Origin of the sequence: Flavobacterium sp. T12S277 (assembly GCF_048514875.1) — a bacterium.
In the GTDB taxonomy this organism is placed as follows: Bacteria; Bacteroidota; Bacteroidia; order Flavobacteriales; family Flavobacteriaceae; genus Flavobacterium.
Window position 1 is genome coordinate 40098 of the sequence record NZ_JBLYEG010000013.1, and the last position, 25974, is coordinate 66071.

25 protein-coding genes and 1 tRNA gene are annotated in these 25974 nt (G+C 37.0%); 14 read left to right on the forward strand and 12 right to left on the reverse strand.

What is annotated here, in order from left to right:
* Positions 1-120 precede the first annotated feature (120 nt).
* From ACN1CN_RS17540 to ACN1CN_RS17550, 3 genes are read left to right on the forward strand one after another with little or no spacing between them, the layout of a single operon-like run.
* Complete coding sequence (locus ACN1CN_RS17540; protein WP_419136550.1) at positions 121-1236, forward strand: NAD(P)/FAD-dependent oxidoreductase; 1116 nt, start codon at positions 121-123, stop codon at positions 1234-1236.
* The gene (mtgA, locus tag ACN1CN_RS17545) at positions 1236-2006 is read left to right on the forward strand and encodes a monofunctional biosynthetic peptidoglycan transglycosylase (protein WP_291285617.1); all 771 of its coding nucleotides are present in this window, start codon (positions 1236-1238) and stop codon (positions 2004-2006) included. The genes ACN1CN_RS17540 and mtgA overlap by 1 nt, the downstream gene beginning before the upstream one ends.
* On the forward strand, positions 1996-2952 hold the full coding sequence (locus ACN1CN_RS17550) for a lipid A deacylase LpxR family protein (protein WP_419136551.1): 957 nt from the start codon (positions 1996-1998) through the stop codon (positions 2950-2952). Before mtgA ends, ACN1CN_RS17550 begins: the two co-directional genes overlap by 11 nt.
* Positions 2953-3066: 114 nt before the next feature.
* Here ACN1CN_RS17550 and ACN1CN_RS17555 read toward each other — a convergent pair whose 3' ends face one another.
* Positions 3067-3447, reverse strand: coding sequence for a hypothetical protein (locus ACN1CN_RS17555; protein ID WP_419136552.1), 381 nt, complete (start codon positions 3445-3447; stop codon positions 3067-3069).
* A 274-nt stretch (positions 3448-3721) separates the two neighbouring features.
* Between ACN1CN_RS17555 and ACN1CN_RS17560 the strand changes: the two genes are divergently transcribed.
* A complete protein-coding gene (locus ACN1CN_RS17560) occupies positions 3722-3898 on the forward strand; it encodes a hypothetical protein (protein ID WP_419136553.1) in 177 nt (58 codons plus the stop codon).
* Between the two features lie 57 nt (positions 3899-3955).
* Here ACN1CN_RS17560 and ACN1CN_RS17565 read toward each other — a convergent pair.
* Positions 3956-4029, reverse strand: a tRNA-Ala gene (locus tag ACN1CN_RS17565).
* A 107-nt stretch (positions 4030-4136) separates the two neighbouring features.
* On the opposite strand from ACN1CN_RS17565, the gene ACN1CN_RS17570 reads away from it, so the two are divergent.
* The 4 genes from ACN1CN_RS17570 (at position 4137) to ACN1CN_RS17585 (ending at position 6555) form a co-directional block, all read left to right on the forward strand.
* Positions 4137-4901 carry an enoyl-CoA hydratase/isomerase family protein gene (locus ACN1CN_RS17570; RefSeq protein ID WP_419136554.1) on the forward strand — a complete coding sequence of 255 codons (765 nt, stop codon included), beginning with the start codon at positions 4137-4139 and terminating at the stop codon, positions 4899-4901.
* Positions 4902-5087: 186 nt separating this feature from the next.
* Positions 5088-5264, forward strand: a complete 177-nt coding sequence (locus ACN1CN_RS17575) for a hypothetical protein (protein WP_249966463.1) — start codon at positions 5088-5090, stop codon at positions 5262-5264.
* A 31-nt stretch (positions 5265-5295) separates the two neighbouring features.
* The gene (locus ACN1CN_RS17580; protein ID WP_419136555.1) at positions 5296-5748 is read left to right on the forward strand and encodes a 6-pyruvoyl trahydropterin synthase family protein; all 453 of its coding nucleotides are present in this window, start codon (positions 5296-5298) and stop codon (positions 5746-5748) included.
* A 63-nt stretch (positions 5749-5811) separates the two neighbouring features.
* A complete protein-coding gene (locus ACN1CN_RS17585) occupies positions 5812-6555 on the forward strand; it encodes a UDP-2,3-diacylglucosamine diphosphatase (protein ID WP_419136556.1) in 744 nt (247 codons plus the stop codon).
* Between the two features lie 7 nt (positions 6556-6562).
* On the opposite strand, the gene ACN1CN_RS17590 is transcribed toward ACN1CN_RS17585, so the two are convergent.
* The 7 genes from ACN1CN_RS17590 to ACN1CN_RS17620 all read right to left on the reverse strand — a co-directional run bounded on the left by ACN1CN_RS17590 (position 6563) and on the right by ACN1CN_RS17620 (position 13868).
* Positions 6563-7771, reverse strand: a complete 1209-nt coding sequence (locus ACN1CN_RS17590; RefSeq protein WP_419136557.1) for a cytochrome c3 family protein — start codon at positions 7769-7771, stop codon at positions 6563-6565.
* 83 nt (positions 7772-7854) lie between these two features.
* Positions 7855-8211 carry a hypothetical protein gene (locus tag ACN1CN_RS17595; RefSeq protein ID WP_263362077.1) on the reverse strand — a complete coding sequence of 119 codons (357 nt, stop codon included), beginning with the start codon at positions 8209-8211 and terminating at the stop codon, positions 7855-7857.
* 141 nt (positions 8212-8352) lie between these two features.
* On the reverse strand, positions 8353-9633 hold the full coding sequence (locus ACN1CN_RS17600; protein ID WP_419136558.1) for an MFS transporter: 1281 nt from the start codon (positions 9631-9633) through the stop codon (positions 8353-8355).
* Entirely contained in the window at positions 9623-11323 is a 1701-nt protein-coding gene (gene recJ, locus ACN1CN_RS17605) for a single-stranded-DNA-specific exonuclease RecJ (RefSeq protein WP_419136559.1), read from the reverse strand. The genes ACN1CN_RS17600 and recJ overlap by 11 nt, the downstream gene beginning before the upstream one ends.
* 178 nt (positions 11324-11501) lie before the next feature.
* On the reverse strand, positions 11502-11846 hold the full coding sequence (locus ACN1CN_RS17610; protein WP_264525510.1) for a HopJ type III effector protein: 345 nt from the start codon (positions 11844-11846) through the stop codon (positions 11502-11504).
* A 126-nt stretch (positions 11847-11972) separates the two neighbouring features.
* Positions 11973-12704 carry a 16S rRNA (cytidine(1402)-2'-O)-methyltransferase gene (gene rsmI, locus ACN1CN_RS17615; protein ID WP_419136560.1) on the reverse strand — a complete coding sequence of 244 codons (732 nt, stop codon included), beginning with the start codon at positions 12702-12704 and terminating at the stop codon, positions 11973-11975.
* A 39-nt stretch (positions 12705-12743) separates the two neighbouring features.
* On the reverse strand, positions 12744-13868 hold the full coding sequence (locus ACN1CN_RS17620) for a hypothetical protein (protein WP_419136561.1): 1125 nt from the start codon (positions 13866-13868) through the stop codon (positions 12744-12746).
* Positions 13869-14104: 236 nt separating this feature from the next.
* Between ACN1CN_RS17620 and ACN1CN_RS17625 the strand changes: the two genes are divergently transcribed.
* Both ACN1CN_RS17625 and ACN1CN_RS17630 read left to right on the forward strand, forming a co-directional pair.
* A complete protein-coding gene (locus ACN1CN_RS17625) occupies positions 14105-14695 on the forward strand; it encodes a thymidine kinase (protein ID WP_264526364.1) in 591 nt (196 codons plus the stop codon).
* Positions 14696-14728: 33 nt separating this feature from the next.
* Positions 14729-15157 carry a hypothetical protein gene (locus ACN1CN_RS17630; protein WP_419136562.1) on the forward strand — a complete coding sequence of 143 codons (429 nt, stop codon included), beginning with the start codon at positions 14729-14731 and terminating at the stop codon, positions 15155-15157.
* A gap of 182 nt (positions 15158-15339) precedes the next feature.
* On the opposite strand, the gene rpoN is transcribed toward ACN1CN_RS17630, so the two are convergent.
* The 3 genes from rpoN to ACN1CN_RS17645 form a co-directional block, all read right to left on the reverse strand.
* Complete coding sequence (gene rpoN, locus ACN1CN_RS17635; protein WP_264525506.1) at positions 15340-16800, reverse strand: RNA polymerase factor sigma-54; 1461 nt, start codon at positions 16798-16800, stop codon at positions 15340-15342.
* A gap of 134 nt (positions 16801-16934) precedes the next feature.
* A complete protein-coding gene (asnS, locus tag ACN1CN_RS17640) occupies positions 16935-18383 on the reverse strand; it encodes an asparagine--tRNA ligase (RefSeq protein WP_419136563.1) in 1449 nt (482 codons plus the stop codon).
* Positions 18384-18754: 371 nt separating this feature from the next.
* Entirely contained in the window at positions 18755-21121 is a 2367-nt protein-coding gene (locus ACN1CN_RS17645; RefSeq protein WP_419136564.1) for an efflux RND transporter permease subunit, read from the reverse strand.
* Between the two features lie 178 nt (positions 21122-21299).
* Here ACN1CN_RS17645 and ACN1CN_RS17650 point away from each other — a divergent pair, with 178 nt between their 5' ends.
* The 4 genes from ACN1CN_RS17650 to ACN1CN_RS17665 all read left to right on the forward strand — a co-directional run bounded on the left by ACN1CN_RS17650 (position 21300) and on the right by ACN1CN_RS17665 (position 25617).
* Positions 21300-21629: a DMT family transporter gene (locus ACN1CN_RS17650; protein WP_173965997.1), complete on the forward strand. Its 330-nt coding sequence runs from the start codon at positions 21300-21302 to the stop codon at positions 21627-21629.
* Between the two features lie 40 nt (positions 21630-21669).
* Positions 21670-22428, forward strand: coding sequence for a sensor histidine kinase (locus ACN1CN_RS17655; protein ID WP_173965996.1), 759 nt, complete (start codon positions 21670-21672; stop codon positions 22426-22428).
* Entirely contained in the window at positions 22391-23110 is a 720-nt protein-coding gene (locus ACN1CN_RS17660) for a LytR/AlgR family response regulator transcription factor (RefSeq protein ID WP_264525500.1), read from the forward strand. The genes ACN1CN_RS17655 and ACN1CN_RS17660 overlap by 38 nt, the downstream gene beginning before the upstream one ends.
* 236 nt (positions 23111-23346) lie before the next feature.
* Entirely contained in the window at positions 23347-25617 is a 2271-nt protein-coding gene (locus ACN1CN_RS17665; protein WP_264525499.1) for a cation:proton antiporter, read from the forward strand.
* The last annotated feature ends 357 nt before the right edge of the window (positions 25618-25974 follow it).

Consider the following 25974-nt stretch of genomic DNA (forward strand, 5'->3'; position numbering starts at 1 on the left):
AATTTGGAATTTGGGATTTGGAATTTCAAAAGAATTGGAATTTCATAAATAGAAATTTCTATCTTAAATTTATTTCCTAAATTGGGATTTGGATTTTAACTAATTGGAATTTATTATTTTATGACAGAACTAAGTTATTGGGAGCTTAAAAATTGGTTTACAAATGTTGATTATACCGTTGTAGGCAGTGGCATCGTAGGGCTGCATGCTGCATTACGCCTGCGCGAAAGGTTTCCGACAGCAAAAATTCTGGTATTGGAAAAAGGAATGTTGCCTCAGGGGGCAAGTACCAAAAATGCCGGTTTTGCGTGTTTTGGAAGTCTTTCCGAAATTATGGAAGATCTCAAAACACATTCAGAAGAAGAGGTGATTCAGCTTGTTGAAAAACGATGGAAAGGATTGCAATTGCTGCGAAAAAGACTGGGAGATGCTGCAATAGACTTTAAACCTTATGGAGGATATGAGGTGTTTTTAAAAGAGGATGATCTTAATTTTGAATCCTGTATTTCGAGACTGTCTTTTGTCAATGAAATTTTAAAACCACTTTTTAAAGCCGATGTTTTTACCAAAGAAGCAAATCGCTTTGGGTTTGGAAATATTCAGAAAGATTTAATTTTTAACCCGTTTGAGGCGCAAATTGATACCGGAAATATGATGCAGGAGCTGTTGCGACAAGCAGTTTCTGAAAATATACTGATCTTAAACCAGCAAACTCTTACCGCTTATTCTGATTTGGGAAACCAGGTAGAACTCGTACTGGATAATTTTAGTTTTAAATCTGGTAAAGTTCTTTTTGCAACCAACGGTTTTGCCAATAAGCTAACAAAAGGTGCGGTAAAGCCTGCCAGAGCACAGGTTTTAATTACAGAACCTATTGCAAACTTAGAAATCAAAGGCACTTTTCACCTGGATCGAGGGTATTATTACTTCAGAAATATCGGCGATCGGATTCTACTTGGAGGGGGACGAAACCTTGATTTTGAAACCGAAACTACCACAGAATTTGGTCAGACTAAAATTGTACAAAATAAATTGGAGGATTTACTTAAAAATGTAATTTTACCGAATCAGGATTTCCAGATAGCCCATCGTTGGAGCGGGATCATGGGAATCGGAAATAGTAAAAATCCTGTTGTTACTCAATTGTCTGAAAACGTGTTTTGTGGCGTTCGATTAGGCGGTATGGGAGTAGCAATTGGGAGTTTAATAGGAACAGAATTAGCAGATTTAATATAATGGCAACACCCAAAAAACCGGCACCAAAAAAAACAACTACTAGCAAAGCAAAGCCGGCCCCAAAAAAAGGCAGTCGTACATTTGGCGAAAAAGTAAAGTGGTTTTTTATCAAATTATTTTTATGGTTCTTCGGAATCTCGATTGCGTCGGTGGTATTTTTTAAATATGTGCCCGTGCCTTTTACTCCTTTAATGATTATTCGTGCCATAGAGAACAAAATGGCCGGTAAGGAAGTTTATTTTGACCATGACTGGGAGCCAATCGATAAAATTTCGATGAATCTGCAAAAAGCAGTTATTGCAAGTGAAGACGGAACCTTTTTAAAACACAATGGTTTCGATTTTAAAGCATTGCAAAAAGCCTATAAAAGCAACGAACGTGGACGTCGTATTCGTGGTGGAAGTACGATTTCGCAGCAAACCGCCAAGAATGTTTTTTTGTGGCAGGGCAAAAGTTATTTCCGTAAAGGACTTGAAGCTTATTTTACCGTTTTAATTGAGTTAATCTGGGGTAAGGAGCGTATTATGGAGGTGTACCTTAACAGCATTGAAATGGGAGATGGGGTTTACGGAGCTTATGCCGCTACGGAACATTGGTACCGTCGCGATGCCTCGAGCCTAACGCCTATGCAGGCTGCTGGAATTGCAGCAATATTGCCAAATCCAAGAAAGTTTAAAGCCACGGGATCTTCCAGTTATATCAACCGTAGAAAAGAACGAATTGTTCGCGAAATGCGTTCGGTTGGGAAAATAAATTACCATGCGAACTAAAAAAGTCTTTGTTTTATGTGGGTTGTTGCTAACAGCTTTGACTTTCGGACAGATAAAAACCACAGAAACGGGGTTAATTACAGATAACGATTTATACACTTCGTCCAAAAACGATATGTATTACACCAATGGTATTGAGCTTTTTTATCGTTATTTATCAGAGAATAACAACGAAAAAATCAGCAAGAAGATCACGGAATTTCGTATCGGACAGTATATTTACAATCCGAGATTTATAAACAAAGAAGCCGTTACGATTAATGACCGCCCTTTTACCAGTTACCTTTTTGTCGAAGGCGGGCAAAGTTTTTTCTATAAAAGCGAATCGGTTTTAAAAACTGATTTTCAGTTGGGTTTTATGGGGCCCAACGCTTTTGGCCGGGAAACTCAGGAAAGTTTTCATCACCTTATTGGTTACAAAAAAGTATATGGTTGGGGCAATCAGTTGCACAACGCAATTGCTGTTCAGGCCCATGTCATGTATTCGAAGAAATTATTTCCGGCAAAACATAATGATTTTGTCGATCTTCACTTTCAGTCGGAAGCAAATGTTGGGACTATTTTTACCGGAGTTTCAACAGGATTGCTGGCTAGAATTGGTTTCAAAAAATTACGCCCGATTTATGATTCTAATTTGCATGATGCTTCTGTAAGCGATGTGCCGCAATATAATGTTCGCGAGTTTTATTTTTATGCGATGCCCAGTGTCAATTACCAGTTTTATGATGCTACAATTGAAGGAAGTATGTTTAGCAATAGCAGTCCGTTGACCTTTGATTTGGAACCGCTTCGTTTCAATGCGGAAGCGGGTTTAAAATTACGTCACAATAACTTCAATATGTCGTACTCGTTTATGTATCGCGGCAGAGAATTAAATGATCCGTATACCAATACCAATGCGGGATACTTTTACGGGTCGATTCGATTTGGGTATTTGTTAAATTAGTTGTTTTGAGTTGCGGAGTTTTTTGGCTCGCAAAGACGCAAAGACGCAAAGTTTTTTCTTTATACGATTGTTATTAGATGGGCATTTTGTGTTGTTTACTTGCCGAATCCAGATTTATTGTCTGGTATAGTTGCCGGGTAAATGCCCTTTTGATTCAATAGTGTTGTCTGTTTTTCTCAAAAAGTTAAATCGGATTAGAGAACCTTCAAGCCCCTGACCAAAATCTACAATATACAAATCATCGGTTTTGGCTATTTGCTGTGGAATTATTTGATTTGATGCTATTTTAATTTGATTTTTACTGAAAGAATAAGTACTTCCTTTCAAATTGTATTTGATATCATTTTTGGTAAAAGTTAAGGTAGCTCCCGTTGTATTATCTTTCCAGGTTCCTTGTATCCAGGAAGGGGAGTAAAAAACTCCCTGTGTATCTTCGTCACTTGACGAACAGGAAGTAATAAAAGTAAGGCTCAGGAGTAAAATTAAATTTTTCATTTTTTGGAGTTTAAAAGTAGTATTCGATAAGTCTAACAAAAACAATTCCGAACTCTGTTTTTCTGATGGATTTAACTTTTGTTTATAGGTAAAGCTTCCATTTTTACGAAAGCACCAGACTACAATATTTTTGATAAAGTATTCAGTAATAAGCGAGACAGGTTGGTCTTTGTCAGCAAAATACTTTATTCTGAATCTTTATAGTCCAAAGGTTTAACCTTTTGGTAATGTTGTGAAAAATCTAAATCTTTATTTTTAACTCAAAATTAAAGTTATGGAAATCAATTGGATAGTGATTGGAATTGTAGCGGCAATTGTAATTGTCGTGATCGTATTTACCATCAGAAAAAATCAGAAAGAGAAAAAGAAACTGACGGATTTATTAAATAATGATTTTAAGAAAGCGGAGAAAAAAAGGGTAGACGCCGAAGACTCTGCGAATGAACACTAAGAAAATTTCTTTCAAAATAAAAAAACCGTATTCCAATAAAGTAATACGGTTTTTTTGTGGAGAATACCGGATTCGAACCGGTCACCTCTTGCCTGCCAGGCAAGCACTCTAGCCAAATGAGCTAATCCCCCAAATGCGAGAGCAAATTAAGTCAATTAATTTTCAAAAAGCAAATTTCAAATCACTTCAACCGAAAATATTTTTCAAAAGTGTAACTTTACGATCAAATTTATTTTTTATGAGTGCAGAAATACAAGACGGTTCTTTACAAACTACTTTTCATAATGCGGTTGCAACGGTTGAATTTGGACATCCGGCCGGCAATTCTTTCCCAAGACAATTATTAGATCGGTTGACTTCAGAGATTAATACTTTAAGTCAGAACAAAACAGTTTCGGTTATTGTTTTGCAGAGTTTAGGGGCTAAGGTTTTTTGCTCGGGTGCTTCATTTGATGAATTGCTGGCGGTGAAAAATGAACAGCAGGGGGCACACTTTTTCTCCGGTTTTGCTCATTTGTTAAACGCAATGCGCAATTGTTCTAAAATTATTGTGGCACGTGTGCAAGGAAAAGCAGTTGGTGGCGGTGTTGGAATTGTTTCGGCTTGCGATTATGTTTTAGCGACTCCTGAAAGTGCGGTTAAATTGTCGGAGTTGGCGATCGGAATTGGTCCTTTTGTGATTGAACCCGCTGTTTCGCGTAAGATTGGCAAAGCCGCAATGACCGAAATGACTTTGGCAGCTCACGAATGGAAATCGGCGGCATGGGCATTAGAGAACAAATTGTTTACAGAAATCCATGATGCAGAAAATTTAGATACGGCAGTGGTCAATTTCACGCAACAATTAAGTTCGTATAACCCTGATGCTTTGTACGAAATGAAGAAAATTATTTGGGAAGGAACGGAACACTGGGAATCATTGTTGATCGAGCGTGCGGGAATTACAGGAAAACTAGTTTTGTCTGATTTTAGCAGAAAAGCTTTAGAGCAGTTTAAGAAATAGGAAAAAAGTGTTTCACTAATATTTGATTCGTTATAGCGATCCTGAATTATGATATATGTCATTGGGCGCAACGGCAGAGAAGTATAATTTTGAAGGATGTTAAAAAGGTTTCAATGACAGATTGAGATTAATCTTTTCAGGTTTGGAAATGATTTTTTTAAAGTGAAACATAAACAATAAATCAAGATGAGGATTATTTCGTTGTTGCAGCAAGTGGATGTTGCAGAGAAAATTAAGGCTGCTCCCGATAGCAGTTATCAGATTGGAGTAGTGATCGGATCCTTTATTCCTTTCGTCGTTTTAATCGGAATTGCGTATTGGATGTATAACAGAGCTAAAAAAAGAGACGAGAACGGTTATTAATTTGTAAATTTGCAACCTAAAATTCAAATCGATGAGTAATATCAGAATTACAAAACAATTTAGTTTCGAAACCGGACATGCTTTATACGGTTACGACGGAAAATGCAAAAACGTTCACGGGCACAGTTATAAATTATCGGTAACGGTTATTGGTTCGCCAATTACGGACCGATCGAATGTGAAATTTGGGATGGTAATTGATTTTTCGGATCTAAAGAAAATTGTAAAAGAAGAAATCGTCGATCAGTTTGATCATGCTACGGTTTTTAATGAAACAACACCACATGTTGAATTGGCAAATGAACTAAAAAATCGTGGTCATCACGTTATTTTGGTAGATTACCAGCCAACAAGTGAAAATATGGTCGTAGATTTTGCCGATAGAATCATGGCGCGTTTACCAAAAGAAATTTCTCTTTTCTCCTTAAAACTTCAGGAAACAGAATCTTCATTTGCAGAATGGTACGCTTCTGATAATCAGTAAAACGTAAATTGTGAAAGGTCAATCATTTCACAGCTCACAAATCACATCTCACAAAAAAACTAAATGAAAAAAGTATATTTCGCTTCTGATCAGCATTTTGGAGCTCCAACGCCAGAGTTGAGTTTGCCACGTGAAAAGAAATTTGTTGCATGGCTGGATGAGGTGAAAGGAGATGCAGAAGCTATTTTTTTATTAGGGGATCTGTTTGATTTTTGGTTTGAATATAAAACGGTCGTTCCAAAAGGTTTTGTTCGTATTTTAGGTAAACTGGCAGAAATTCGTGACAGCGGTATCCCGGTTTATTTTTTCGTGGGAAATCATGATTTATGGATGAACGATTATTTTGAAACCGAATTGAATATTCCTGTGTATCATGATAACAAGGAGTTTACTTTTAACGGAAAAACATTCTTAATTGGTCACGGTGACGGGAAAGGTCCAGGTGATAAGGGATACAAACGTATGAAAAAGGTCTTTACGAATCCGTTTTCAAAATGGCTCTTTCGATGGCTTCATCCCGATGTTGGCGTAAGTCTGGCGCAGTATTTATCAGTCAAAAACAAATTGATTTCGGGTGATGAAGATGTCAAATTCCTGGGAGAAGAAAACGAATGGCTGGTTTTGTATGCCAAACGCAAACTGGAAACCAAACACTACAATTATTTTATTTTTGGTCATCGCCATTTACCAATGATCATTCCGGTTGGAGAAGATTCTAAGTATGTCAATTTGGGCGATTGGATTGGTTATTTTACGTACGGAGTTTTTGACGGAGAGACTTTTGAACTTAAAAAATTCGAACAATAAATACTCTTTATTTTTTGGGATAAATCCCGATTTTGTGTGTTCTCAAAACATAATTTGACTTCTGTTTGCTGTTCGAAAGCTGAAAAGTGATAGCATTCGACGGCTGCTTTGGCATATGGCAGGCTACACAATTGTCGGCCAGTAAACGCTCAGAGCTGTTTTTTAGGGTTGTGACGTTGTGTTTTAAATCCTGATGGCAACTCATGCATATTTTCGAATAACTTGCAAGATTTTGCGAAGCATTTGCGTGCGGATTATGACAGCTCATACAATCCATAGTTTCGCTTTTCTGGAAACATTTACTTTGGGCAAGCAGGCCCAGTTGGTTCCCATGTACATCAAAATGTAAGCTATCGTTTGAGGTAGGAGTAGCTCTGAAATAATCGCTAATATTGTCCCCGGGTTTAAATTGAAAACGGGACTTCATTTTTAATTTGTCATTTCCGGAGTGGCAAAGTGCACAGGCATCTAATCTTTGTTGTCTGGTCAGCTTTTTAAAAGAAACAATACTTTGCGGGTTATTTTTTAAATCGGGAAATTTCAAATGGGTTTGAACGTGTTGTTTGGCTGGTCCGTGGCAGCGTTCACAATCGATTCCGTAAACCAACGTTTTTTTATTCAGGAAAGGTTCCATTTCCATTGACATGCCTCTAACTTGATCTGAACTTGTAGTTACAAAACTGCCTGCAATATTTGAGCTGTGACAGGCATAACAGTCTTTGGGGATTTCTCTGGTAAAGTTAGCCGCATCAGCAGGATATCCGGGACTCGTTGCCCAGCTGTTTAGTGATTTGTAGTAGGATATTGGCAGTTCGTAGGTACTATGGTTTTTCCAAAAGGCACTTGTTTGGGCATGTTTGGTTCCAAACACTATATCAAAAGGATAGGCTTCTACCTCTTTTCCGTTTTTGTAAAGTACCTGATACAAACTGTCATTGCGTTCTTCCATGACTAGTTTGGTGATTTTGTCATACACGAAAGTATTGTGCCCCTTTGTAAAATGACCCAGTATGTTTTCTTTAGAAGCGGGAGAGGTGGCTTTGAAATGTGAACTGTGAAAAGCATTTTCGTATTGCACCTTATGACATTGAATACAGCTTTCAGAACCTGCATAATCAGTTCCTCTGGGGTCAATGTAATTATCCGACTCGTTCTTGCAACTCGTTACAAAAAAGAGTAATACAACAACGGCAAAAAGAATGCGTGTTTTTTTCATTGTTGTAAATATACTTTATTTTGAATACAAACAAAATATATTTCAATAATGAAAAGATGTTGTTAAAATATTTAGAATACTTCTTAGTTTAAGCCAACTCCATAGACATATTCGTCTAACTCAATTCTAAATAAAGAGCCTTCCACTAAATCTTTGATCGATTTTAGTTCTTTAATAGAAACGGCTAAATCTATTGCTGCGTATGGGGTTTTAAGCAAAAATTTGTGACAAGAGTTTTTTAGTTCGCAAGCTTCGCAGCATGCATTTTCAATCATACTGTCCTCAATTAAATCGCAAAAATAATTGAGTTCCTGAACGGTGAAGTAAAATCCGGTTTCTTTAAAAACCAATTGTATTTTGTCAGTGATAGTTTCGTTTTCCTTTTTCCAGTAAAAGGCAATTCCAAAATTATTGTGGTATAATTGTTCTATTTCTCTCATTACAGATCCTTTTATTTCAACAAATATAAATATTATTTATATTAATTCTAAATAAAAAAGTCTTAAAATTTGGAAAAAATAAACAGGATATTGGTCTTGCCAGTTTAGTTCAGTTTGGAGTTTAATTTAATAGATTGTTGCTTACTCCATATTTTGATGATCGTCCATGTCTTTTTGAAGGTCCAAATTCCTAAACGTAGGGGATATTAGCCCAAAACCTAAAACGGTTAAAAGTGTAATACTGCCTCCAAAAATTACGGAAGTTACGGTTCCCATTAATTTGGCAGTTGCACCACTTTCAAAGGCTCCCAATTCGTTAGAAGATCCAACAAAGATAGAGTTTACAGCTCCTACGCGGCCACGCATATGATCCGGAGTTTTAAGCTGTAAAATGGTTTGGCGGATTACTACTGAAATTCCATCGGCAAGTCCGCTTAAAAATAAAGCAAAAACCGAGAGCCAGAAGTAGGTAGAAAAGCCAAATAAAATAATGGATAGTCCAAAGATAAATATAGCAATTAGAAGTTTTTTTCCGGCATTTTTATATAAAGGTACATAGGCCGATATCAACATCGTTATAAAAGAACCCACCGCCGGAGCAGCTCTTAAGATACCAAAACCTTCTGAACCAACTTTTAGGATATCCTGCGCAAAAATTGGTAATAAAGCAACGGCACCGCCAAAAAGTACCGCGATCATATCCAGAGACAAAGCCCCTAATACAATTTGGTTTCGAAATACAAACGTTAAACCTTCTGTTAAACTGTCTTTGATTGATTCCCCAATCTTTGGATTTATAATTGGCTTTTTACTGATTTGTGATAATGCAATTAAGGAAAGTATAGAGAATCCAAAAACAAGACACATTGACCAATGAACTCCAATCCAATTGATCGAAAAACCGGCAACAGCAGGGCCTAATACGGCTCCAATTTGCCAAACAGAACTGCTCCAGGTAGCTGCATTTGGATATACTTTTTTAGGAATTATCAGTGATAGAAGAGAAAAAATAGTAGGCCCCAGAAAAGCTCTGATCAAACCGCCCAAAAAGACTAAAGCGTAGATGGAATACAGGATTACATTTGAAGATAAGCCGCCAACAACTCTAGGCCAAGTGACTAAAAATAATCCAAAACTGATTACGGAGAAGCCTAAAATACATTTTACCAACAAACCTTTCTTTTCGCTCTGATCGACTATGTGTCCGGCAAATAAGGCCATTGAAACAGCCGGTATCACTTCCATTAAACCAATAATTCCGAGGGATAAGGGATTTTTAGTGATGCTGTAAACTTCCCATTCGATTACAATAAACTGCATTGCCCAGGCAAAAACCATTGCAAAACGCAAGATAAGGAATACATTAAATTCTCTGTAGCGTAACGCCTGATAAGGATCTTGCTTGTGTGGTTTAGTTTTCATTTGTTCTGATGTCTTTTAGCATAAGTTGATTCGAAACCGTTCCATTCCATTCGTTTTCAGCGAGGGAATAGGCCAGTTGAAACGGGTTTTGATTTTTTGCGATGTCTAATTTTTTTCCAAGACCAAAGCCTATCGCAGCAATTCCATCTGAATTATTTTGTTTTACAAAAAGCCTCAAATGTTCCTCTTCTGCCCCTAAGGTTTTGGCGTAGCCCGTGTCTTTGATGCTTTTAGTCATAAAAACAGGCGTCATATTTAAGGGACCAAAGGGCTCAAATTGTTTTAAAATTCGGATTAGTTTTGGCGTGATATCGCTGAAATTAATTTCGGCATCAATTTCTATTTCCGGAGTTCGCATTTCGGGCAAAATGGTTTCTTCGACTTGTTTTTCGAAAGCCGCTTTAAAGGTTTTATAGTTTTCAGCCTTGAGCGTCATTCCGGCGGCGTACATATGGCCTCCAAATTGTTCCAGATGTTCAGAGCAGGCGTCGAGCGCATTGTAAACGTCAAAACCTTTTACAGATCTTGCGGATGCCGCATATTTGTCACCGCTTTTGGTAAAAACCAAAGTTGGACGATAGTACGTCTCGATTAATCGGGAAGCTACAATTCCGATGACACCTTTGTGCCAGTCTTCCTGAAAAACAACGGTGGAAAATCGGTCCTGTTCGTTGTTTTCTGCGATTTGCTGAAAAGCTTCTTTGGTTATTTTTTTATCCAGATCTTTTCGGTCTGCATTGTATTGTTCAATTTCTGATGCAAATTGCTGCGCCTGTTCAAAATTAAACTCGGTAAGCAATTCAACAGCGTGATTCCCATGTTTGATTCGTCCTGCGGCATTTATTCGGGGCGAAATGATAAAAACAACATCGGTTATGTCTAAGGTTTTCTTTTTTACCTGATGCACCAAAGCTTTAATTCCAGGTCTCGGATTGGAATTGATTACTTGTAAACCGTAAAAAGCAAGGATTCTGTTTTCGCCTGTTATCGGTACAATATCAGCGGCAATTGCAGTCGCGACCAAATCGAGGTAGGGCAAGAGATCCTGAATGGTTTCGTTTCTGTTTGTCCCTAGAGCCTGAATCAGTTTAAAACCAACTCCGCAACCGCACAATTCATCATAGGGGTAGGAGCAGTCGTTTCTTTTCGGGTCTAAAATGGCAACAGCGTCAGGAAGAGAATCTCCGGGTCTGTGGTGGTCACAGATGATAAAATCTATGTTTTTTTCTTTCGCATAAGCGATATGATCGATAGATTTTATTCCGCAGTCTAATGCAATGATTAATGAAAAACCGTTGTCGTCGGCAAAGTCAATTCCTTTAAAAGAAATTCCGTAACCTTCATCGTAACGATCGGGAATGTATGTAGCAATATTGGGATAATGTGATTTCAAATAAGCCGAAACCAATGAAACGGCTGTTGTTCCGTCGACATCATAATCACCAAAAACTAAAATGTTTTCCTGATTTTTAATGGCCAGTTCGATTCTGGAAACCGCCTTGTCCATGTCTTTCATCAAAAACGGATCGTGCAGCTGTTCTAAGGAAGGACGAAAGAAATCCCTGGCCTCGTCAAAAGTTTCAATGCCACGCTGAATCAAAAGTGTTGCGACAAAATCTTCTACATTTAAAGCTTGCGCCAAATGTTTGATTTTTTCTTCAGAAGGTTTTGGTTTTAAGGTCCAGCGCATGGTTGATTTTAGATTTTAGATTTCAGATTTCAGATTTTTGAAATCGTTTAATCGGGTAGGTGTTCTTATTGCCACAGATTAGAGGATTTAAAAAGATTTTAATCTGTGCTAATCTGAGAAATCTGTGGCGGAAATATTGGCATTGAAAAGATTTCGATTTTACTGAGCTTGACAAATGTTATTTTGCTTCCAAAGCATTTCCTTCAAACTGAATTCCGTCCCAGCCTAAGTTGATGAAATTTCTAATGTTTTGATGGTTCGTACCGTTTGGATCTCCGAGAACTTCATCAAAATAGAATGCACCAAAACAAGCCAAAGTTTCGTCTTTAGTTAGGTTTTGCAATTTAGCGAAAGAAAATAATTTGCATGAACCGGAATTTTCTCCGGCTGCATTATGTTGTGTTCCATTTTGGAAGGCTGTTGGAGTAAAGTTGTAGTGGTTTTCGATTACTGCTATAGTTTCCGGGAAGGTTATTTCGTTTGGAGTTTGTTTTACTTTTTCTAAAAAGGCTTGTATGCTCATGATGTTTATGCTTTGCTATTATTTTGTATATAATCTTGTTGTCAGTTCGAGCGAAGTCGAGAACCGGTTGCAGCATCTCGACTTCGCTCGATGGGACAAACGGGGATTTAAAAAACAATGGGGTTTTTAATCTTCTTCTTTTTCGGCATCATCCTTCGAAAACTTACTTTTCTTAGGCTCTTTTGTTATGGTTTTTCCTGCCACGACTACGACAATTTCGCCACGTGGTGCTGTTTTTTCAAAATGAGTCAGCACTTCTTTTGCGGTTCCGCGTACGTTTTCTTCGTGCAGTTTCGATAATTCTCTGGAAACGCAAACTTGCCTGTCTTCTCCGAAATACTGAATAAATTCGGCTAATGTTTTTACCAGTTTATGTGGCGAAACATACAAAATCATGGTTCGCGTTTCTTCGGCTAATGTTAGAAAACGGGTCTGACGTCCTTTTTTGTCAGGGAGAAAACCTTCAAAAACAAATTTGTCGTTGGGTAATCCACTGTTGACTAAAGCCGGAACAAAAGCTGTTGCTCCGGGAAGGCATTCAACTTCGATTTTGTTTTCAACACAGGCACGTGTGAGTAAAAAACCGGGATCTGAAATTGCAGGAGTTCCTGCGTCGGAAATTAAAGCAATGGTTTCACCAGCTTTCAGACGTGCAATTAAATTTTCGGTCGTTTTATGCTCGTTGTGCATGTGATGACTGTGCATGTGCGTGCCAATTTCAAAATGCTTCAGCAGTTTGCCACTGGTTCGGGTGTCTTCGACCAAAATCAAATCGACTTCTTTCAAAATCCGGATGGCACGAAAGGTCATGTCTTCTAGATTGCCAATTGGCGTAGGAACGATATATAATTTTGACATGTTTTTATTTGTGAAATGTGAAATGTAAAATGTGAGAGGTTAGGAGAATTTTTTCTCAATGATTCCAAGAAAACGCTCGGCGTAATCATCTTTTCCATCCCAGTTGTTGTAATCGGGTTTTACCATATCCTCAATAAATTCTTTTGCTTCACCAAAAGAATCAAAAGTTAGTAACTGATTTAAAACACGGCTGTAATCTTCCGAACTGTTTCCGAAAAGGTTTTTGGTGAAAGCAATACGGTCGTTTAAGTCAATGTGAAAACCTTTTGCCAGTTTTTCATTTAACGTAACCGTTTTGGGTTCAGCAGGAGTTTCTAAAACAGTTGTTTGAGTAGTTTTTGGCTCTTTCAACTCACTGATTGAAGGTGTTGGAGTAGAAGAAACGGCTTCGAAACTGTCTACTTTTACAAAATGGGCATCAGCGTAATTAACACCTAATATTTCTTCAAAAGAAATGTGTACAGGGCTCGGTTTTGAAGAAGTTTCTGTTTTTGGATCTTCTTTTTTCGGTTCTTCCTCTTTTTCTACTTCTTCTAATTTATCTAATTCAAAAGCCTGAACGAAATCTGGAATTGGCTTAAAATCACTAACGGTTCTAAACGAAAGTTCTTCGGCAGGTTCCGTTTCTTTTGTGGTTTCTAGAATTGGTTCTTCTTCTTTTTCAACAACCGATTCTTCCGTGATTTCGGCAACAATTTCCGGAACAGTTTCAATAATTGGTTCTGCTGCAGTTTCTTCAGGAATTTCAGCGGTTACTTCTTCAAGAATTTCTGGCTCGGGACTTGCTTCTTCTGTAGGCTCAGAAATTACTTCTTCGGGAGCTTCTGGTTCCGGATTTGGATCTTCTGCAGGTTCAGCAGCGATTTCTTCAGCAACTATAGCTTCTACTTCTGCTATTTCTTCCGTTACTATTGGAGTTTCAATTTTAACTTCCGTTGCGATTGTTTCTTCTTTTTCAAAGATAGATTCAATTTCAGAATGGATTTGGTTGTGACCAATTGTTGGCTTCAGAGTGTCGAAATTCTCGTCTACAAATTTTAAAACCGCTAGTTTTTCATATAATTTCTGCGTTTCAAGATACAATTGATTGATATCGGATTTGTTTTTAAGTTTTAAAATTCGATGTGCAATGCTGATTAAATCGGCTTCCAATTTTTTTTTCATAACTGTTGAAATTATAGTGAATACGGTATTTTAGTATATTTTGTATTTGAATGTCTTTATTCGCGATCGAAAACGGAAAGATATTTTTTTATTTCTGTTAATAAGCGTTTGCGAATCTCCGATTTGATAAAAATTTTCTACTTTTGAAAAAGTGTAAAATTGCAATTTTTCACGTCGATTTATTACCAGTACAAAGTAATAAAAACTATTCATTTTTAAAGGTAGAAAAATACAAAATGTTTCTCGAAAATACAGTAAATCACAAAGAACAATTTGGTTGGATTGAAGTTATTTGTGGATCAATGTTTTCGGGTAAAACCGAGGAATTAATCCGCAGATTAAAACGCGCCCAATTTGCCAAACAAAGAGTCGAAATCTTTAAACCCGCTATTGATACCCGTTATCATGACGAAATGGTGGTATCTCACGATGCCAACGAAATTCGTTCTACTCCGGTTCCGGCTGCGGCCAATATCTCTATTTTAGCACAAGGTTGTGATGTTATCGGGATTGATGAAGCACAATTTTTTGATGATGAAATTGTTACGGTTTGTAACGATCTGGCCAATCAGGGAATACGTGTGATAGTTGCAGGACTTGATATGGATTTTAAAGGAAATCCTTTTGGTCCTATGCCGGCACTTATGGCCACGGCCGAATACGTAACAAAAGTTCACGCCGTTTGTACTCGTACCGGAAATCTTGCCAATTATAGTTTTCGTAAAACAGATAACGATAAGTTAGTAATGCTTGGTGAAACGGAAGAGTATGAGCCATTGAGCCGTGCCGCTTACTATAATGCCATGAAAAAGATTCAGGAGAAATAACGATTTTTTCTTTCTAACCCAACAAATTAAAAGATGCAGCAACCTACTAAAAAAAAGAATTCAACGATTTTAATTGTAAGTGCCATTGCGGCATTATTGCTGGCTTTAGTTTTGTATCGTTCTTTTAAAGAACCTGTGAAAGATAAGGCAATGGTTGAATTGGTTAATAAATACAATGAAAATTGTCCTTTAATCATTCAGGAGGGAATTCGTTTGGATAATGTTACTTTGCCTAAAGATAAAGTGGTTCAGTACAATTTGACTTTGTTAAATGTTGAAAAAGAGACTGCAGAAATTGAAACGATAAAACAGAATATTGAAGCAAGTCTTTTGAGTACGGTTAAAGCAAATCCGGGGCTTAAAGCTTTTCGGGACAATGGTTTTACCCTGATCTATAATTACGATGATAAAAAAGAAAATTATTTGTTTCAGATTACGATAACGCCGGATCAGTATAAATAATTTAGGGATATTATAAATTAAACCCGACAGGTTGCAAAAACCTGTCGGGTTTGTTGTTTTTGGGGATAAAAAAAACCTAACGAGATTTAAAAATCAGTTAGGTTTCTTATTTAATAACGTAAACTTTTCTCGTTTTATAAATTTAAACCCGACAGGTTTTAAAAAGCTGTCGGGTTTGTGGATTAGATTTTTTTCCTCATCCTTGCTACCGGAATATCTAACTGTTCGCGGTATTTTGCAATGGTTCTTCTGGCAATTGGATAGCCTTTTTCTTTTAAAATTTCGGCCAATTGATCGTCAGGTAAAGGTTTCTTTTTATCTTCTTCTTCAATGGTGTTTTGAAGGATTTTTTTAATCTCTAAAGTCGAGACGTCTTCTCCCTGGTCATTTTTCATGGCCTCAGAGAAAAACTCTTTGATCAGTTTTGTACCGTATGGTGTTTCGACATATTTACTGTTGGCGACACGTGAAATGGTTGAAATATCCAAACCAACCATGTCTGCAATGTCTTTTAAGATCATTGGTTTTAGTTTGGTTTCATCTCCATCCAGAAAGTATTCTTCCTGATAATGCATAATCGCATTCATCGTCACAAAAAGTGTTTCCTGACGTTGTCTGATCGCATCGATGAACCATTTGGCCGAATCCAGTTTTTGCTTGATAAACTGCACGGCATCTTTTTGTGCCGACGATTTATCACGGGAATCTTTATACGTTTGCATCATTTCCTGATAATCTTTAGAAACGTGCAGGGAAGGAGCATTTCGTCCGTTTAAAGTCAATTCCAGTTCACCATCTACAATTCTAATCGCAAAATCGGGAACTACATTCTCTGTTACTTTATTGTTTCCGGTATAAGATCCTCCTGGTTTTGGATTCAGTCTTTCTATTTCGTGTATGGCTTTTTTAAGCTGTTCGTTCGAAACGCCGTACTTCTGTAAAAGCTTGTCGTAATGTTTCTTGGTGAAAGCATCAAACTGATTTTCGATGATATCAATCGCTAAATCGATATACTCTGTTGGGGTTTTATGCTTTAATTGCAATAATAAACATTCCTGTAAATCACGTGCTCCAACTCCCGAAGGTTCGAGTTCATGAATCACCTGAAGCATTTTTTCGACCATTTTCTCATCGGTATAAATTCCCTGAGTAAAGGCCATATCGTCTACAATATCCGGAACACTTCTGCGGATGTATCCCATATCGTCGATACTTCCAACAAGGAATTCGGCAATTTCACGTTCTTCATCATTCAGAATAAAAGTATTCAGCTGATTGATTAAATCCTGATGAAAACTAATTGGCGAAGCAAAAGGAGTTTCGCGTTCTTCGTCTTCACTGTAATTGTTCACCTGAGTTTTATAATCGGGTGTATCGTCGTCGCTTAGATATTCGTCGATGTTAATGTCGTCTGCTTCGATTCTGTCAGATTCAGCATCATCGTAATCGTCGTAGTCTTCATTGGCAAATTCATCCGCTTCGTATTCGTCTTCTTTACCGGCTTCCAGTGCCGGATTTTCGTTCATTTCTTCCAATAAACGTTGCTCAAAAGCTTGCGTAGGCAATTGAATTAACTTCATCAGCTGAATTTGCTGTGGAGATAATTTTTGGGATAATTTTAAATTTAAAAATTGCTTTAGCATAAAAAAGTTGCTAAGATACTGAGGTACTAAGGTACTGAGCATCTTATGTTGGCGAATTAAATTCGTGTTAAAATTATTTTATTTATGTTTCAAAATCTTAGAGCCTTAGCATCTTAGTAGCTTAGAACCTTTGATTAGAATTCAGCATTTCCAGGAGTTCTTGGGAAAGGAATTACGTCACGGATGTTTGTCATTCCGGTTACAAACAATACCAAACGCTCAAATCCAAGTCCGAAACCTGCGTGAGTTGCTGATCCGAATCTTCGGGTATCTAAATACCATGATAATTCTTCTTCGTCAATTTCCAGGGCTTTCATTTTTTCGATCAAAACGTCGTAACGCTCTTCTCTTTCAGATCCACCAACAATTTCTCCAATTCCAGGGAAAAGGATATCCATGGCACGAACCGTTTCTCTTCCCGGTTCAGTGTTGTCGTTCAAACGCATGTAAAACGCTTTAATATTTGCCGGGTAATCAAACAAGATTACCGGACATTTAAAGTGTTTTTCAACCAAATAACGCTCATGTTCTGACTGTAAATCAGCTCCCCATTCGTTGATTAGATATTGGAATTTTTTCTTTTTGTTCGGAGTAGAATCTCTCAGGATGTCAATAGCTTCTGTGTAAGAAACACGTTTAAAGTTGTTCTCTAATACAAAGTTCAATTTTTCTAACAAAGCCATTTCGCTTCTTTCTGCCTGAGGTTTTGATTTTTCTTCGTCTAAAAGTCTTCCTTCTAAAAACTTCAAATCATCCTGACAATTGTCTAAAGCATATTTAATGACGTACTGAATAAAATCTTCAGCCAAATCCATGTTGTCATCCAAATTATTGAAAGCAACTTCCGGCTCGATCATCCAAAACTCAGCAAGGTGACGAGAAGTATTAGAGTTTTCAGCTCTAAAAGTTGGTCCAAAAGTATAAATCTGACCCAAAGCCATCGCATACGTTTCTCCTTCTAACTGTCCTGAAACCGTTAAGTTTGTTTCTTTTTCGAAAAAATCTTCTTTATAGTTTACCTTTCCGTCTTCAGTTCTTGGCGTGTTGTCAAAAGGCAAAGCCGTAACTTTAAACATTTCTCCTGCACCTTCAGCATCAGAACCGGTAATGATTGGCGTATTTACATACACAAAACCTTTGCTTTGAAAATAATTGTGAACCGCAAACGATAATACCGAACGCACACGCATAATTGCACCAAACATATTAGTACGAACACGTAAATGTGCATTTTCGCGCAAGAAATCTAAACTAGGTTTGTTTTTTGGCTGTATCGGGAATTTTTCTGCATCAGAATCTCCTAAGATTTCCAATTTATTCACCTGAATTTCATATTTCTGACCAGCACCTTTACTTTCGATCAAGGTTCCAATTACAGAAACCGCAGCTCCGGTCGTAATTCTTTTTAAAGTTTCGTCAGGTGTATTTTCAAAATCAACAACACATTGTATATTATTAATGGTAGAACCGTCATTAAGCGCGATGAACTGATTATTTCTAAAAGTTCTCACCCATCCTTTTGCATTAACCTCCTGAAGCGTCGTCGTACTGTTTAATAAGTCTTTAACTTTTGTGTGTTTCATTTTATATATACTATTGAAATTAAATTATTTGTTGTGTAATAACTGCAAATATAAACGATAATAATTAAAATTAGAAGCTGTTTCCTGCTATCCGCTATATCTTTTTCTTCCTAAAGAAGTCAGAAAAAGGATACCGCTGCTATCAGGGCTAGGGCAATCGTTGTTATAAATCAGTTATTCTCTTTTGTCATTCCGAGGAACGAGGAATCTCCGTAAGCAGCTCTACAAAGATTGACGATCCTTAGTGCGGAGTTTCTAGTGTGATTTCTCCTTCGTCGAAATGACAGTATTGTGTTTTAAATCTTTATAAAGGTTTTAAGCTTTGATAAAAATCTAAGTTATCAATCCGTGTTAATTCGTGCAATTCGTGTTTACCCCTCCAAATTCTCCAAGTCCTCTTTCTTAGCCTTCTTTTTCTCGAAAGTCAAGACCAAAGCCGGTAAAACCAATAAATTGGCAAACATCGCAAAGGCCAATGTGCAGGAAATTAAACCTCCTAATGCAATGGTTCCGCTGAAGCTTGAAAGCGTGAAAGTAGCAAATCCAAGAATCAAAACCACCGAAGTGTAAAAAGTACTGATTCCGGTTTCTCTTAAAGCACTGAAAACTGATTTTTTTACCTTTCCGTTATTCTGCAATAAATCATGGTGGTACTTCGCCATAAACTGAATCGCATTGTCTACCGAGATACCAAATGCAATACTAAACACTAAAATCGTTGAAGGTTTTAATGGGATTCCAAAATACCCCATCAGTCCTGAAGTGATACACAGCGGTAAAATATTCGTAATTACTGAGGCAAAAACCATTTTAAACGATCGGAACAAGTAGAGCATCAGCGCGGCAATTACAAGTATCGCAAAAATCAAAGACTCAATTAAATTGTCAACCAGGTAAGAGGTTCCTTTTTGAAACACCAGTGCTTTTCCGGTTATCGTAACTTCATAGCGGTCTTTCGGGAAAATTTCATCAATCTTGCTGTGAAGTTTTTTCTCCACTTTAGCCATTTCATCCGTACCAATATCTTTCATGAAAGTCGTAATTCGGGCATATTGTCCGGTCGAATCTACATAGGCTTTCATCAGGTTTTCTTTGCTGTTTTTGGTTGCATTTTTAGCATACGACAAAATAAAAGTCTGTTCCTGCGAAGTAGGCAATTGGTAATATTCAGGATTTCCGTTATAAAAAGCCTGTTTCGAATACTTAACCAGATTTACGATCGAAACCGGTTTTGCCAGTTCAGGCATTTCTGTGATCGTGTTTTGCAATTCGTCCATTTTACGAATGGTAGATGCTTTCATGACACCCTTTTTCTTTTTGGTATCAATCATGATCTCAAGCGGCATTACACCATTGAATTCTTTTTCGTAGAAGAGAATATCCTTAAAGAAAGAAGCGCTTTTTGGCATTTCACCAATCAAACTTCCTGAAACTTTCATTTGAGTAACTCCAATAATACTAAAAATCAATAGTAAACCATAAATCGTATAGATTACTTTTCGTTTGCTTTTTACCGCATATTCAACAAAATCCAGTAAGGTCGAAATGTACGTTTTTGTTAAATGATACAAATGTTTTTCTCCCGGAACCGACATGAAACTGTACACGATCGGTACAATTAAAAGCGTTAGTAAATACACCGAAATTACATTGATCGAGGTAACCAGACCAAATTCAAAAAGCAAATCATTTCCGGTAATCATAAACGTTGCAAAACCAATTGCCGTGGTTAAATTGGTCATTAAAGTCGAAACTCCAATTTTAGAAATAATACGCTGTAATGCTTTTGCCTGATTGTTGTGGAGTTTGATTTCCTGCTGGTATTTGTTGATCAGGAAAATACAGTTTGTAATTCCGATTACAATAATCAATGGTGGAATAATAGCGGTTAGAATCGTAATTTTATAATGAAACAATCCTAAAGTCCCAAAAGACCAGATTACCCCCACAATTAAAATGCAGATGGAAATAAAGGTGGCTCGGTACGAACGGAAAAAGAAAAAGAAAATCAAAGAAACCGTCAGTAAGGCCGCACCAATAAAAAGTCCGATCTCGCCTTTCATATTGTCGGCATTGATCGTTCTGATGTACGGCATTCCCGATACACGTAAATCAATTCCTGTGGTTTTCTCGAATTTGTCAATTTTCGGAACCAGATTTTCCAGAATGAATGTTTTTCTTTCAGCGGTGTTTACAAGCGCTTTGTTGATGTAAATTGCTGAACGGATACTGCCGCTTTCTTTGTTATAAAGCAATCCTTCATAAAAAGGTAAATTATGAAATAAATCATATTGTACCTTTTTCAAATATTCGGGATCAGTTGCTTTGCTTTGATCGATAAACGGAGCCAGAACAAATTTTTCGTTAACCGTGTCTTTTTCCAGTTTCTTCAAATCGTTTAGGGAAACCACTAAGTCTACTTCTTTCGATTTTTTAAGGCCCGTCATAAGCTCATTCCAGGCAGCATAATTTTTTGGTGTGAAGAATTTTTTATCCTGAAAACCAATCACAACCAGGTTTCCTTCTTCTCCAAATTTATCCAGAAATTTTTGATAATCTTTATTGGCAATATGGTTTTTAGGAAGCAAATTTGCTTCAGTATAAGTCATAGAGAGGTTTTTCCATTGGTAACCAAGGAAAATAGTCAGGGCAGCGATCCCAACGAGTATAGAAATTCTGTTTTTAAGTATGATTCGGGCTAATTTCTCCCAAAATCCAACTTGTGTGACGTTTTTCATAAAATTTGTAAAATGGATGCAAATGTAGTGAAAAGTGCTCGAAATCTTAAATATTCGGCTTGGTTTTTACGGTTTGTTAACACAATTGAAACGATGCCGTCGTTTAAAAATGTGATATTTTATAGAATTCTACGTTAGCTTTTCTCATATTTGTATCTAATTTAAAAAGAGGTAGAAAATGAATTGGATTCTATTAATAATCGCAGGACTTTTTGAAGTTGCCTTTGCCTCTTGTCTCGGCAAAGCCAAAGAAACGACAGGAATGGTTTCGACCTACTGGATGATTGGTTTCTTTGTTTGTCTTTCCATCAGTATGTTTTTATTGTATAAAGCCACTCAGGTATTGCCCATTGGAACTGCCTATGCAGTTTGGACCGGAATTGGAGCAGTGGGAACTGTTTTGGTTGGAATATTAGTTTTTAAAGAACCGGCAACTTTCTGGAGAATATTCTTTCTTTCGACTTTAATTGCTTCGATTATTGGATTGAAGTTTGTTTCCAGTCATTAAAAATCTGTGGGCAAAAAAACTTTTAAACTTTACATAAACAATGCAAGACAATACGATCACTTTTATATTTCTGGCAATTCTCTTATTGCTTATCGCTATCATTTGTTTTTTGATGTACCAACTGCTGCAGTTCAAAAAAGCAAAAGACGATGCCGAGAAAAGCTTTTATGCACTCGAAATGAAGGTGAACGATTTACAGTTGGAGACTTTAGAGTCAAAACTGAATCCGCATTTGTTTAAGAATATTTTAAATTCGATTCAGTCACATGCTTATCAAACCTATTTTGCCTTAGATAAATTGGCGAATGTACTGGACTATATTCTTTACGAGAGTAAGAAAAAATTTGTCACGGCAAAAGAAGAAATTGATTTTGCACTCAATTTAATCGAAATCAATAAAATCAAAATCAGTCCGCTTTTTGAATTGAAAATCAAAACGAACATCAATAAAGAAGACAAGTTGTACGAGCAGCCTTTACTGGCACCGTTAATTTCGATCGATTTAATCGAAAATGCTTTTAAACATGCCGACTTACAGAGTGCTGATGCTTTTATTTCGGTTGTATTTGAGTTTAGGGACAATGCTTTTTCTATGACAGTTTCCAATAAAATATCGGATAAGAAAGTATTGAAAAAAGAACGAAGCGGTTTTGGCCACGCCACCTTAGAACACCGGTTGCGAATTATTTACAAAAACAACTTCAAACTCGACCGATTTGTCGAAAATGACATTTATATTGCTCATCTAAAAATAGACTTACTTGAATACAAAACTGAAATGCTTGCTGCTGGACGATGAGCTGCCGGGCTTAACGTATCTGAAAATGCTTTGTGAACAGATTCCCGAAGTAGAAATTGTAAAAACGTTTAACAATCCCGAAAAACTCCTCGCTGAAATTCCGAATCTCGATTTTGATTTGTTGATTTCAGATATCGAAATGCCCGGAATCGACGGTTTGCATCTGGCAGAAACTCTCGACAATAAGTTGGTTATTTTCTGCACAGCTTATAAAGAGTATGCCGCTGATGCTTTTAATATTGATGCTGTAGATTATATTACAAAACCGGTAAAACTCGAACGTTTGCAAAAAGCGATCTCAAAAGCTTTTGAACGTTTCGACAAACCGGATGCCGCTAAAAAATTCATTCAGTTGAATACCGATAAAGGCAAAACGTTACTTTATTTTAATCAGATTCAGTACATCAAGACGGCCATTAGTGACAGTCGGGATAAAACCGTACTGCTGGTTGACGGAAGTTTGCTCAACTTAAAGAATGTGAAATTTGATACCCTTTTACAGGAACTTCCCGAGACTGATTTTTGCCGTGTCAACAAAAAAGAAATTGTGGCTGTAAAGGCAATAAAGTTTTTTAACCATAACGAAATTGTATTGCACCATTTAGAAAAAGACGGTAAAAACAGCTCTTTAATTCTGAGTGAAACTTATCGTGCCGATTTCCTGAAAAGAGTGAAACTATAAGATTTTAGTTAAGGACGAAGTCCAAAGCCCTGTCAGGCTGAGCGAAGTCGAAGCCCCTCCTTTTTAGTTACAAAAACCTTCTACTTCGCTCAGGATGACAATCGTTTTAGAGGTTGTTGTTAACTTATTACAAAGTTTTTCGGACTTGTTACATGGATTGAAAATTAGCGGTAAATTTACTTTTGCACTACAATTGGAGTGTTGATATTTGCAGCAATAAATCAAAAAAACGAGTTATGAATAATATTAAAAACTCCTTGTTTTACGTTACTGTCATTGGAGGTTTTACGGCCCTGATATATTGGGTAATCTCAAAGGGAGCTTCACTTGAGGCCGGACGCGGAATCGTTCATAAAAAAATCGAAAGCAATCATTGGAATGATTTTCTTCACTCGATGGTAGATAACCTTCAGCATCCTTTAGCTATTTTGTTAGCACAGATTGTGACTATTATTTTGGTAGCACGTTTGTTCGGGTGGGTTTTTAGAAAAATCGGACAGCCTTCTGTAATTGGAGAAATGATTGCCGGAATTGTTTTAGGACCTTCCTTGATCGGAATGTACTTTCCTGAATTTTCAGGAGCCTTGTTCCCAAAAGAATCTTTAGGAAACCTGCAATTTTTAAGTCAGATTGGTTTGATTTTTTTCATGTTTGTGATCGGAATGGAATTGGATTTGAAAGTTTTGAAAAATAAAGCACATGATGCTGTAGTTATAAGTCACGCAAGTATTGTAATCCCTTTTGCCCTGGGTCTGTCATTAGCTTATTTTATCTACCATACTTTTGCGCCGGTTGGGGTTGAGTTTGCCTCTTTCGGATTGTTTATGGGAATTGCCATGAGTATTACAGCATTTCCGGTTCTTGCCCGTATTGTACAGGAGCGCGGAATGCAAAAAACAAAACTCGGAACCATAGCCATTACCTGTGCTGCTGCCGATGATATTACGGCCTGGTGTATTTTGGCATTGGTGATTGCCATTGTAAAGGCAGGTTCGTTTACAAGCGCTTTGTACGTAATTGGACTGGCATTATTGTATGTAATTATCATGCTGAAAATAGTTCGTCCGTTCCTGAAACGTGTTGGTGATTTAAATTCGACACGTGAGAGCCTGAACAAACCGGTTGTTGCTATTTTCTTTTTAACACTTTTATTCTCTGCTTATGCTGCTGAATTAATCGGAATTCATGCGTTGTTTGGTGCTTTTTTAGCCGGAGCCATTATGCCTGAAAATAATAAATTCAGAAATATCTTTATCGAGAAAGTAGAAGACGTAGCCATTATCGTTTTATTGCCATTGTTCTTTGTGTTTACAGGTTTGCGTACTCAGATTGGTTTACTGAATGACCCGTATTTATGGAAGGTAACTGCTGTAATTATTGGAGTAGCCGTAGCCGGAAAATTCTTTGGAAGTGCTTTTGCTGCAAAATTCGTCGGACAAAGCTGGAAAGACAGTTTAGCCATCGGAGCTTTAATGAATACCCGCGGTTTGATGGAGCTGGTTGTTTTAAACATAGGTTATGATTTGGGCGTTTTATCCACAGAAATTTTTACCATGATGGTAATTATGGCTTTGGTAACCACCTTCATGACAGGACCTGCACTGGATTTAATAGGTTTTATTTTTAAAGATAAAATAACGGCCATTCCACAGGAAATTGGAAATAAAAGCAAGTATAAAATTCTGCTTTCTTTCGCCACTCCTGAAAAAGGAAAAAAATTACTAAAACTGGCTAATAGTTTGGTGAAGAAACAAGCCGATAACTCTATAGTAACGGCAATGCATTTATCATTGAGTACCGAAATACACTCGTTTGATGTGAAAGATCACGAACGTAAAATGCTCATGCCTGTGATTGAAGAATCAGAACGTCTGAATCAGAATATGGTGAGCGTTTTTAAAGTGACAAATGATATCGATACGGATATTATTGATACTGCAAATCAAGGTGAATATGATTTATTGTTAGTGGGGTTAGGACAGTCCATTTTTGAAGGAACCCTGTTGGGTAAAATTCTCGGATTTACCACCAGAATTGTAAACCCGGATCGTTTGATTGATAAGTTTACCGGTAAAGAAGGATTGTTTGAGAATTCTCCTTTTGATGAAAGAACACGTCATATCATTGCAAAGAGCAAAATGCCAGTGGGAATTTTTATCGATAAAAAGCTGGAAGAAGTCAATCAGGTTTTTATGCCGGTTTTTAGTAAGGAAGATGCTTTTTTGATTGATTATGCTAAAAAGTTAATTAACAATAACGGCTCTCAGATTACCGTTCTGGACGCCAGCGGTGAAGTAAAAAACACCAGAGATATTCAGGAAACGATTCGTTCTATTGAACAAATTGCACCCAATCACATTATGATTATGCACGACCGAACGATTAAAAAAGAGTTTCTGGAGAATCAGAACTTAATGATTATTAGTTTGGACAGCTGGAAGAAATTAATAGAATCTCAAAGCACCTGGTTGAACAATACACCTTCAGTATTGATCTTGAAGCCGTAAAAGAGTTTAAATTACAATAGTTAAAATTACAAATCTCAAATCCCAAATTCCAATTTTATAATTGGGTTTGGGATTTTTTTGTTTGAGTTTTGTTCGCATTTTTATCATTCCTCGTTCCTCGAAACGAAACGATACGTCACATTGGAATTTGTTTTTTTTTGTTTGGCACGCGGATGACGCTGATTCGCTTTGCGAAAACGCGGATTTGTGCGGATTTCTTTGTTTCCTTATTTGTAATTACCCTTTTCGCTCAAATGATACTATACGTCACATTGGAATTTGGAATTTAGTTTTTGGGATTTAAAAGATTGGAATTTAGCTTTTGGGATTTGGAATTTAAAAGAATTGGAATTTTAG

What these genes read in the sequence shown, in the direction of transcription:
- ACN1CN_RS17630 (WP_419136562.1), top strand. Translation starts at nt 14,729, where the DNA reads ATGCAGCAACCTACTAAAAAAAAGAATTCAACGATTTTAATTGTAAGT.
- ACN1CN_RS17665 (WP_264525499.1), top strand. Translation starts at nt 23,347, where the DNA reads ATGAATAATATTAAAAACTCCTTGTTTTACGTTACTGTCATTGGAGGT.
- ACN1CN_RS17655 (WP_173965996.1), top strand. Translation starts at nt 21,670, where the DNA reads ATGCAAGACAATACGATCACTTTTATATTTCTGGCAATTCTCTTATTG.
- ACN1CN_RS17550 (WP_419136551.1), top strand. Translation starts at nt 1,996, where the DNA reads ATGCGAACTAAAAAAGTCTTTGTTTTATGTGGGTTGTTGCTAACAGCT.
- recJ (WP_419136559.1), bottom strand. Translation starts at nt 11,323, where the DNA reads ATGCGCTGGACCTTAAAACCAAAACCTTCTGAAGAAAAAATCAAACAT.
- rpoN (WP_264525506.1), bottom strand. Translation starts at nt 16,800, where the DNA reads ATGCTAAAGCAATTTTTAAATTTAAAATTATCCCAAAAATTATCTCCA.
- ACN1CN_RS17540 (WP_419136550.1), top strand. Translation starts at nt 121, where the DNA reads ATGACAGAACTAAGTTATTGGGAGCTTAAAAATTGGTTTACAAATGTT.
- ACN1CN_RS17610 (WP_264525510.1), bottom strand. Translation starts at nt 11,846, where the DNA reads ATGAGCATACAAGCCTTTTTAGAAAAAGTAAAACAAACTCCAAACGAA.
- ACN1CN_RS17650 (WP_173965997.1), top strand. Translation starts at nt 21,300, where the DNA reads ATGAATTGGATTCTATTAATAATCGCAGGACTTTTTGAAGTTGCCTTT.
- ACN1CN_RS17645 (WP_419136564.1), bottom strand. Translation starts at nt 21,121, where the DNA reads ATGAAAAACGTCACACAAGTTGGATTTTGGGAGAAATTAGCCCGAATC.
- ACN1CN_RS17575 (WP_249966463.1), top strand. Translation starts at nt 5,088, where the DNA reads ATGAGGATTATTTCGTTGTTGCAGCAAGTGGATGTTGCAGAGAAAATT.
- asnS (WP_419136563.1), bottom strand. Translation starts at nt 18,383, where the DNA reads ATGAAACACACAAAAGTTAAAGACTTATTAAACAGTACGACGACGCTT.
- ACN1CN_RS17560 (WP_419136553.1), top strand. Translation starts at nt 3,722, where the DNA reads ATGGAAATCAATTGGATAGTGATTGGAATTGTAGCGGCAATTGTAATT.
- ACN1CN_RS17590 (WP_419136557.1), bottom strand. Translation starts at nt 7,771, where the DNA reads ATGAAAAAAACACGCATTCTTTTTGCCGTTGTTGTATTACTCTTTTTT.
- mtgA (WP_291285617.1), top strand. Translation starts at nt 1,236, where the DNA reads ATGGCAACACCCAAAAAACCGGCACCAAAAAAAACAACTACTAGCAAA.
- ACN1CN_RS17600 (WP_419136558.1), bottom strand. Translation starts at nt 9,633, where the DNA reads ATGAAAACTAAACCACACAAGCAAGATCCTTATCAGGCGTTACGCTAC.
- ACN1CN_RS17625 (WP_264526364.1), top strand. Translation starts at nt 14,105, where the DNA reads ATGTTTCTCGAAAATACAGTAAATCACAAAGAACAATTTGGTTGGATT.
- ACN1CN_RS17595 (WP_263362077.1), bottom strand. Translation starts at nt 8,211, where the DNA reads ATGAGAGAAATAGAACAATTATACCACAATAATTTTGGAATTGCCTTT.
- ACN1CN_RS17580 (WP_419136555.1), top strand. Translation starts at nt 5,296, where the DNA reads ATGAGTAATATCAGAATTACAAAACAATTTAGTTTCGAAACCGGACAT.
- ACN1CN_RS17620 (WP_419136561.1), bottom strand. Translation starts at nt 13,868, where the DNA reads ATGAAAAAAAAATTGGAAGCCGATTTAATCAGCATTGCACATCGAATT.
- rsmI (WP_419136560.1), bottom strand. Translation starts at nt 12,704, where the DNA reads ATGTCAAAATTATATATCGTTCCTACGCCAATTGGCAATCTAGAAGAC.
- ACN1CN_RS17585 (WP_419136556.1), top strand. Translation starts at nt 5,812, where the DNA reads ATGAAAAAAGTATATTTCGCTTCTGATCAGCATTTTGGAGCTCCAACG.
- ACN1CN_RS17570 (WP_419136554.1), top strand. Translation starts at nt 4,137, where the DNA reads ATGAGTGCAGAAATACAAGACGGTTCTTTACAAACTACTTTTCATAAT.
- ACN1CN_RS17555 (WP_419136552.1), bottom strand. Translation starts at nt 3,447, where the DNA reads ATGAAAAATTTAATTTTACTCCTGAGCCTTACTTTTATTACTTCCTGT.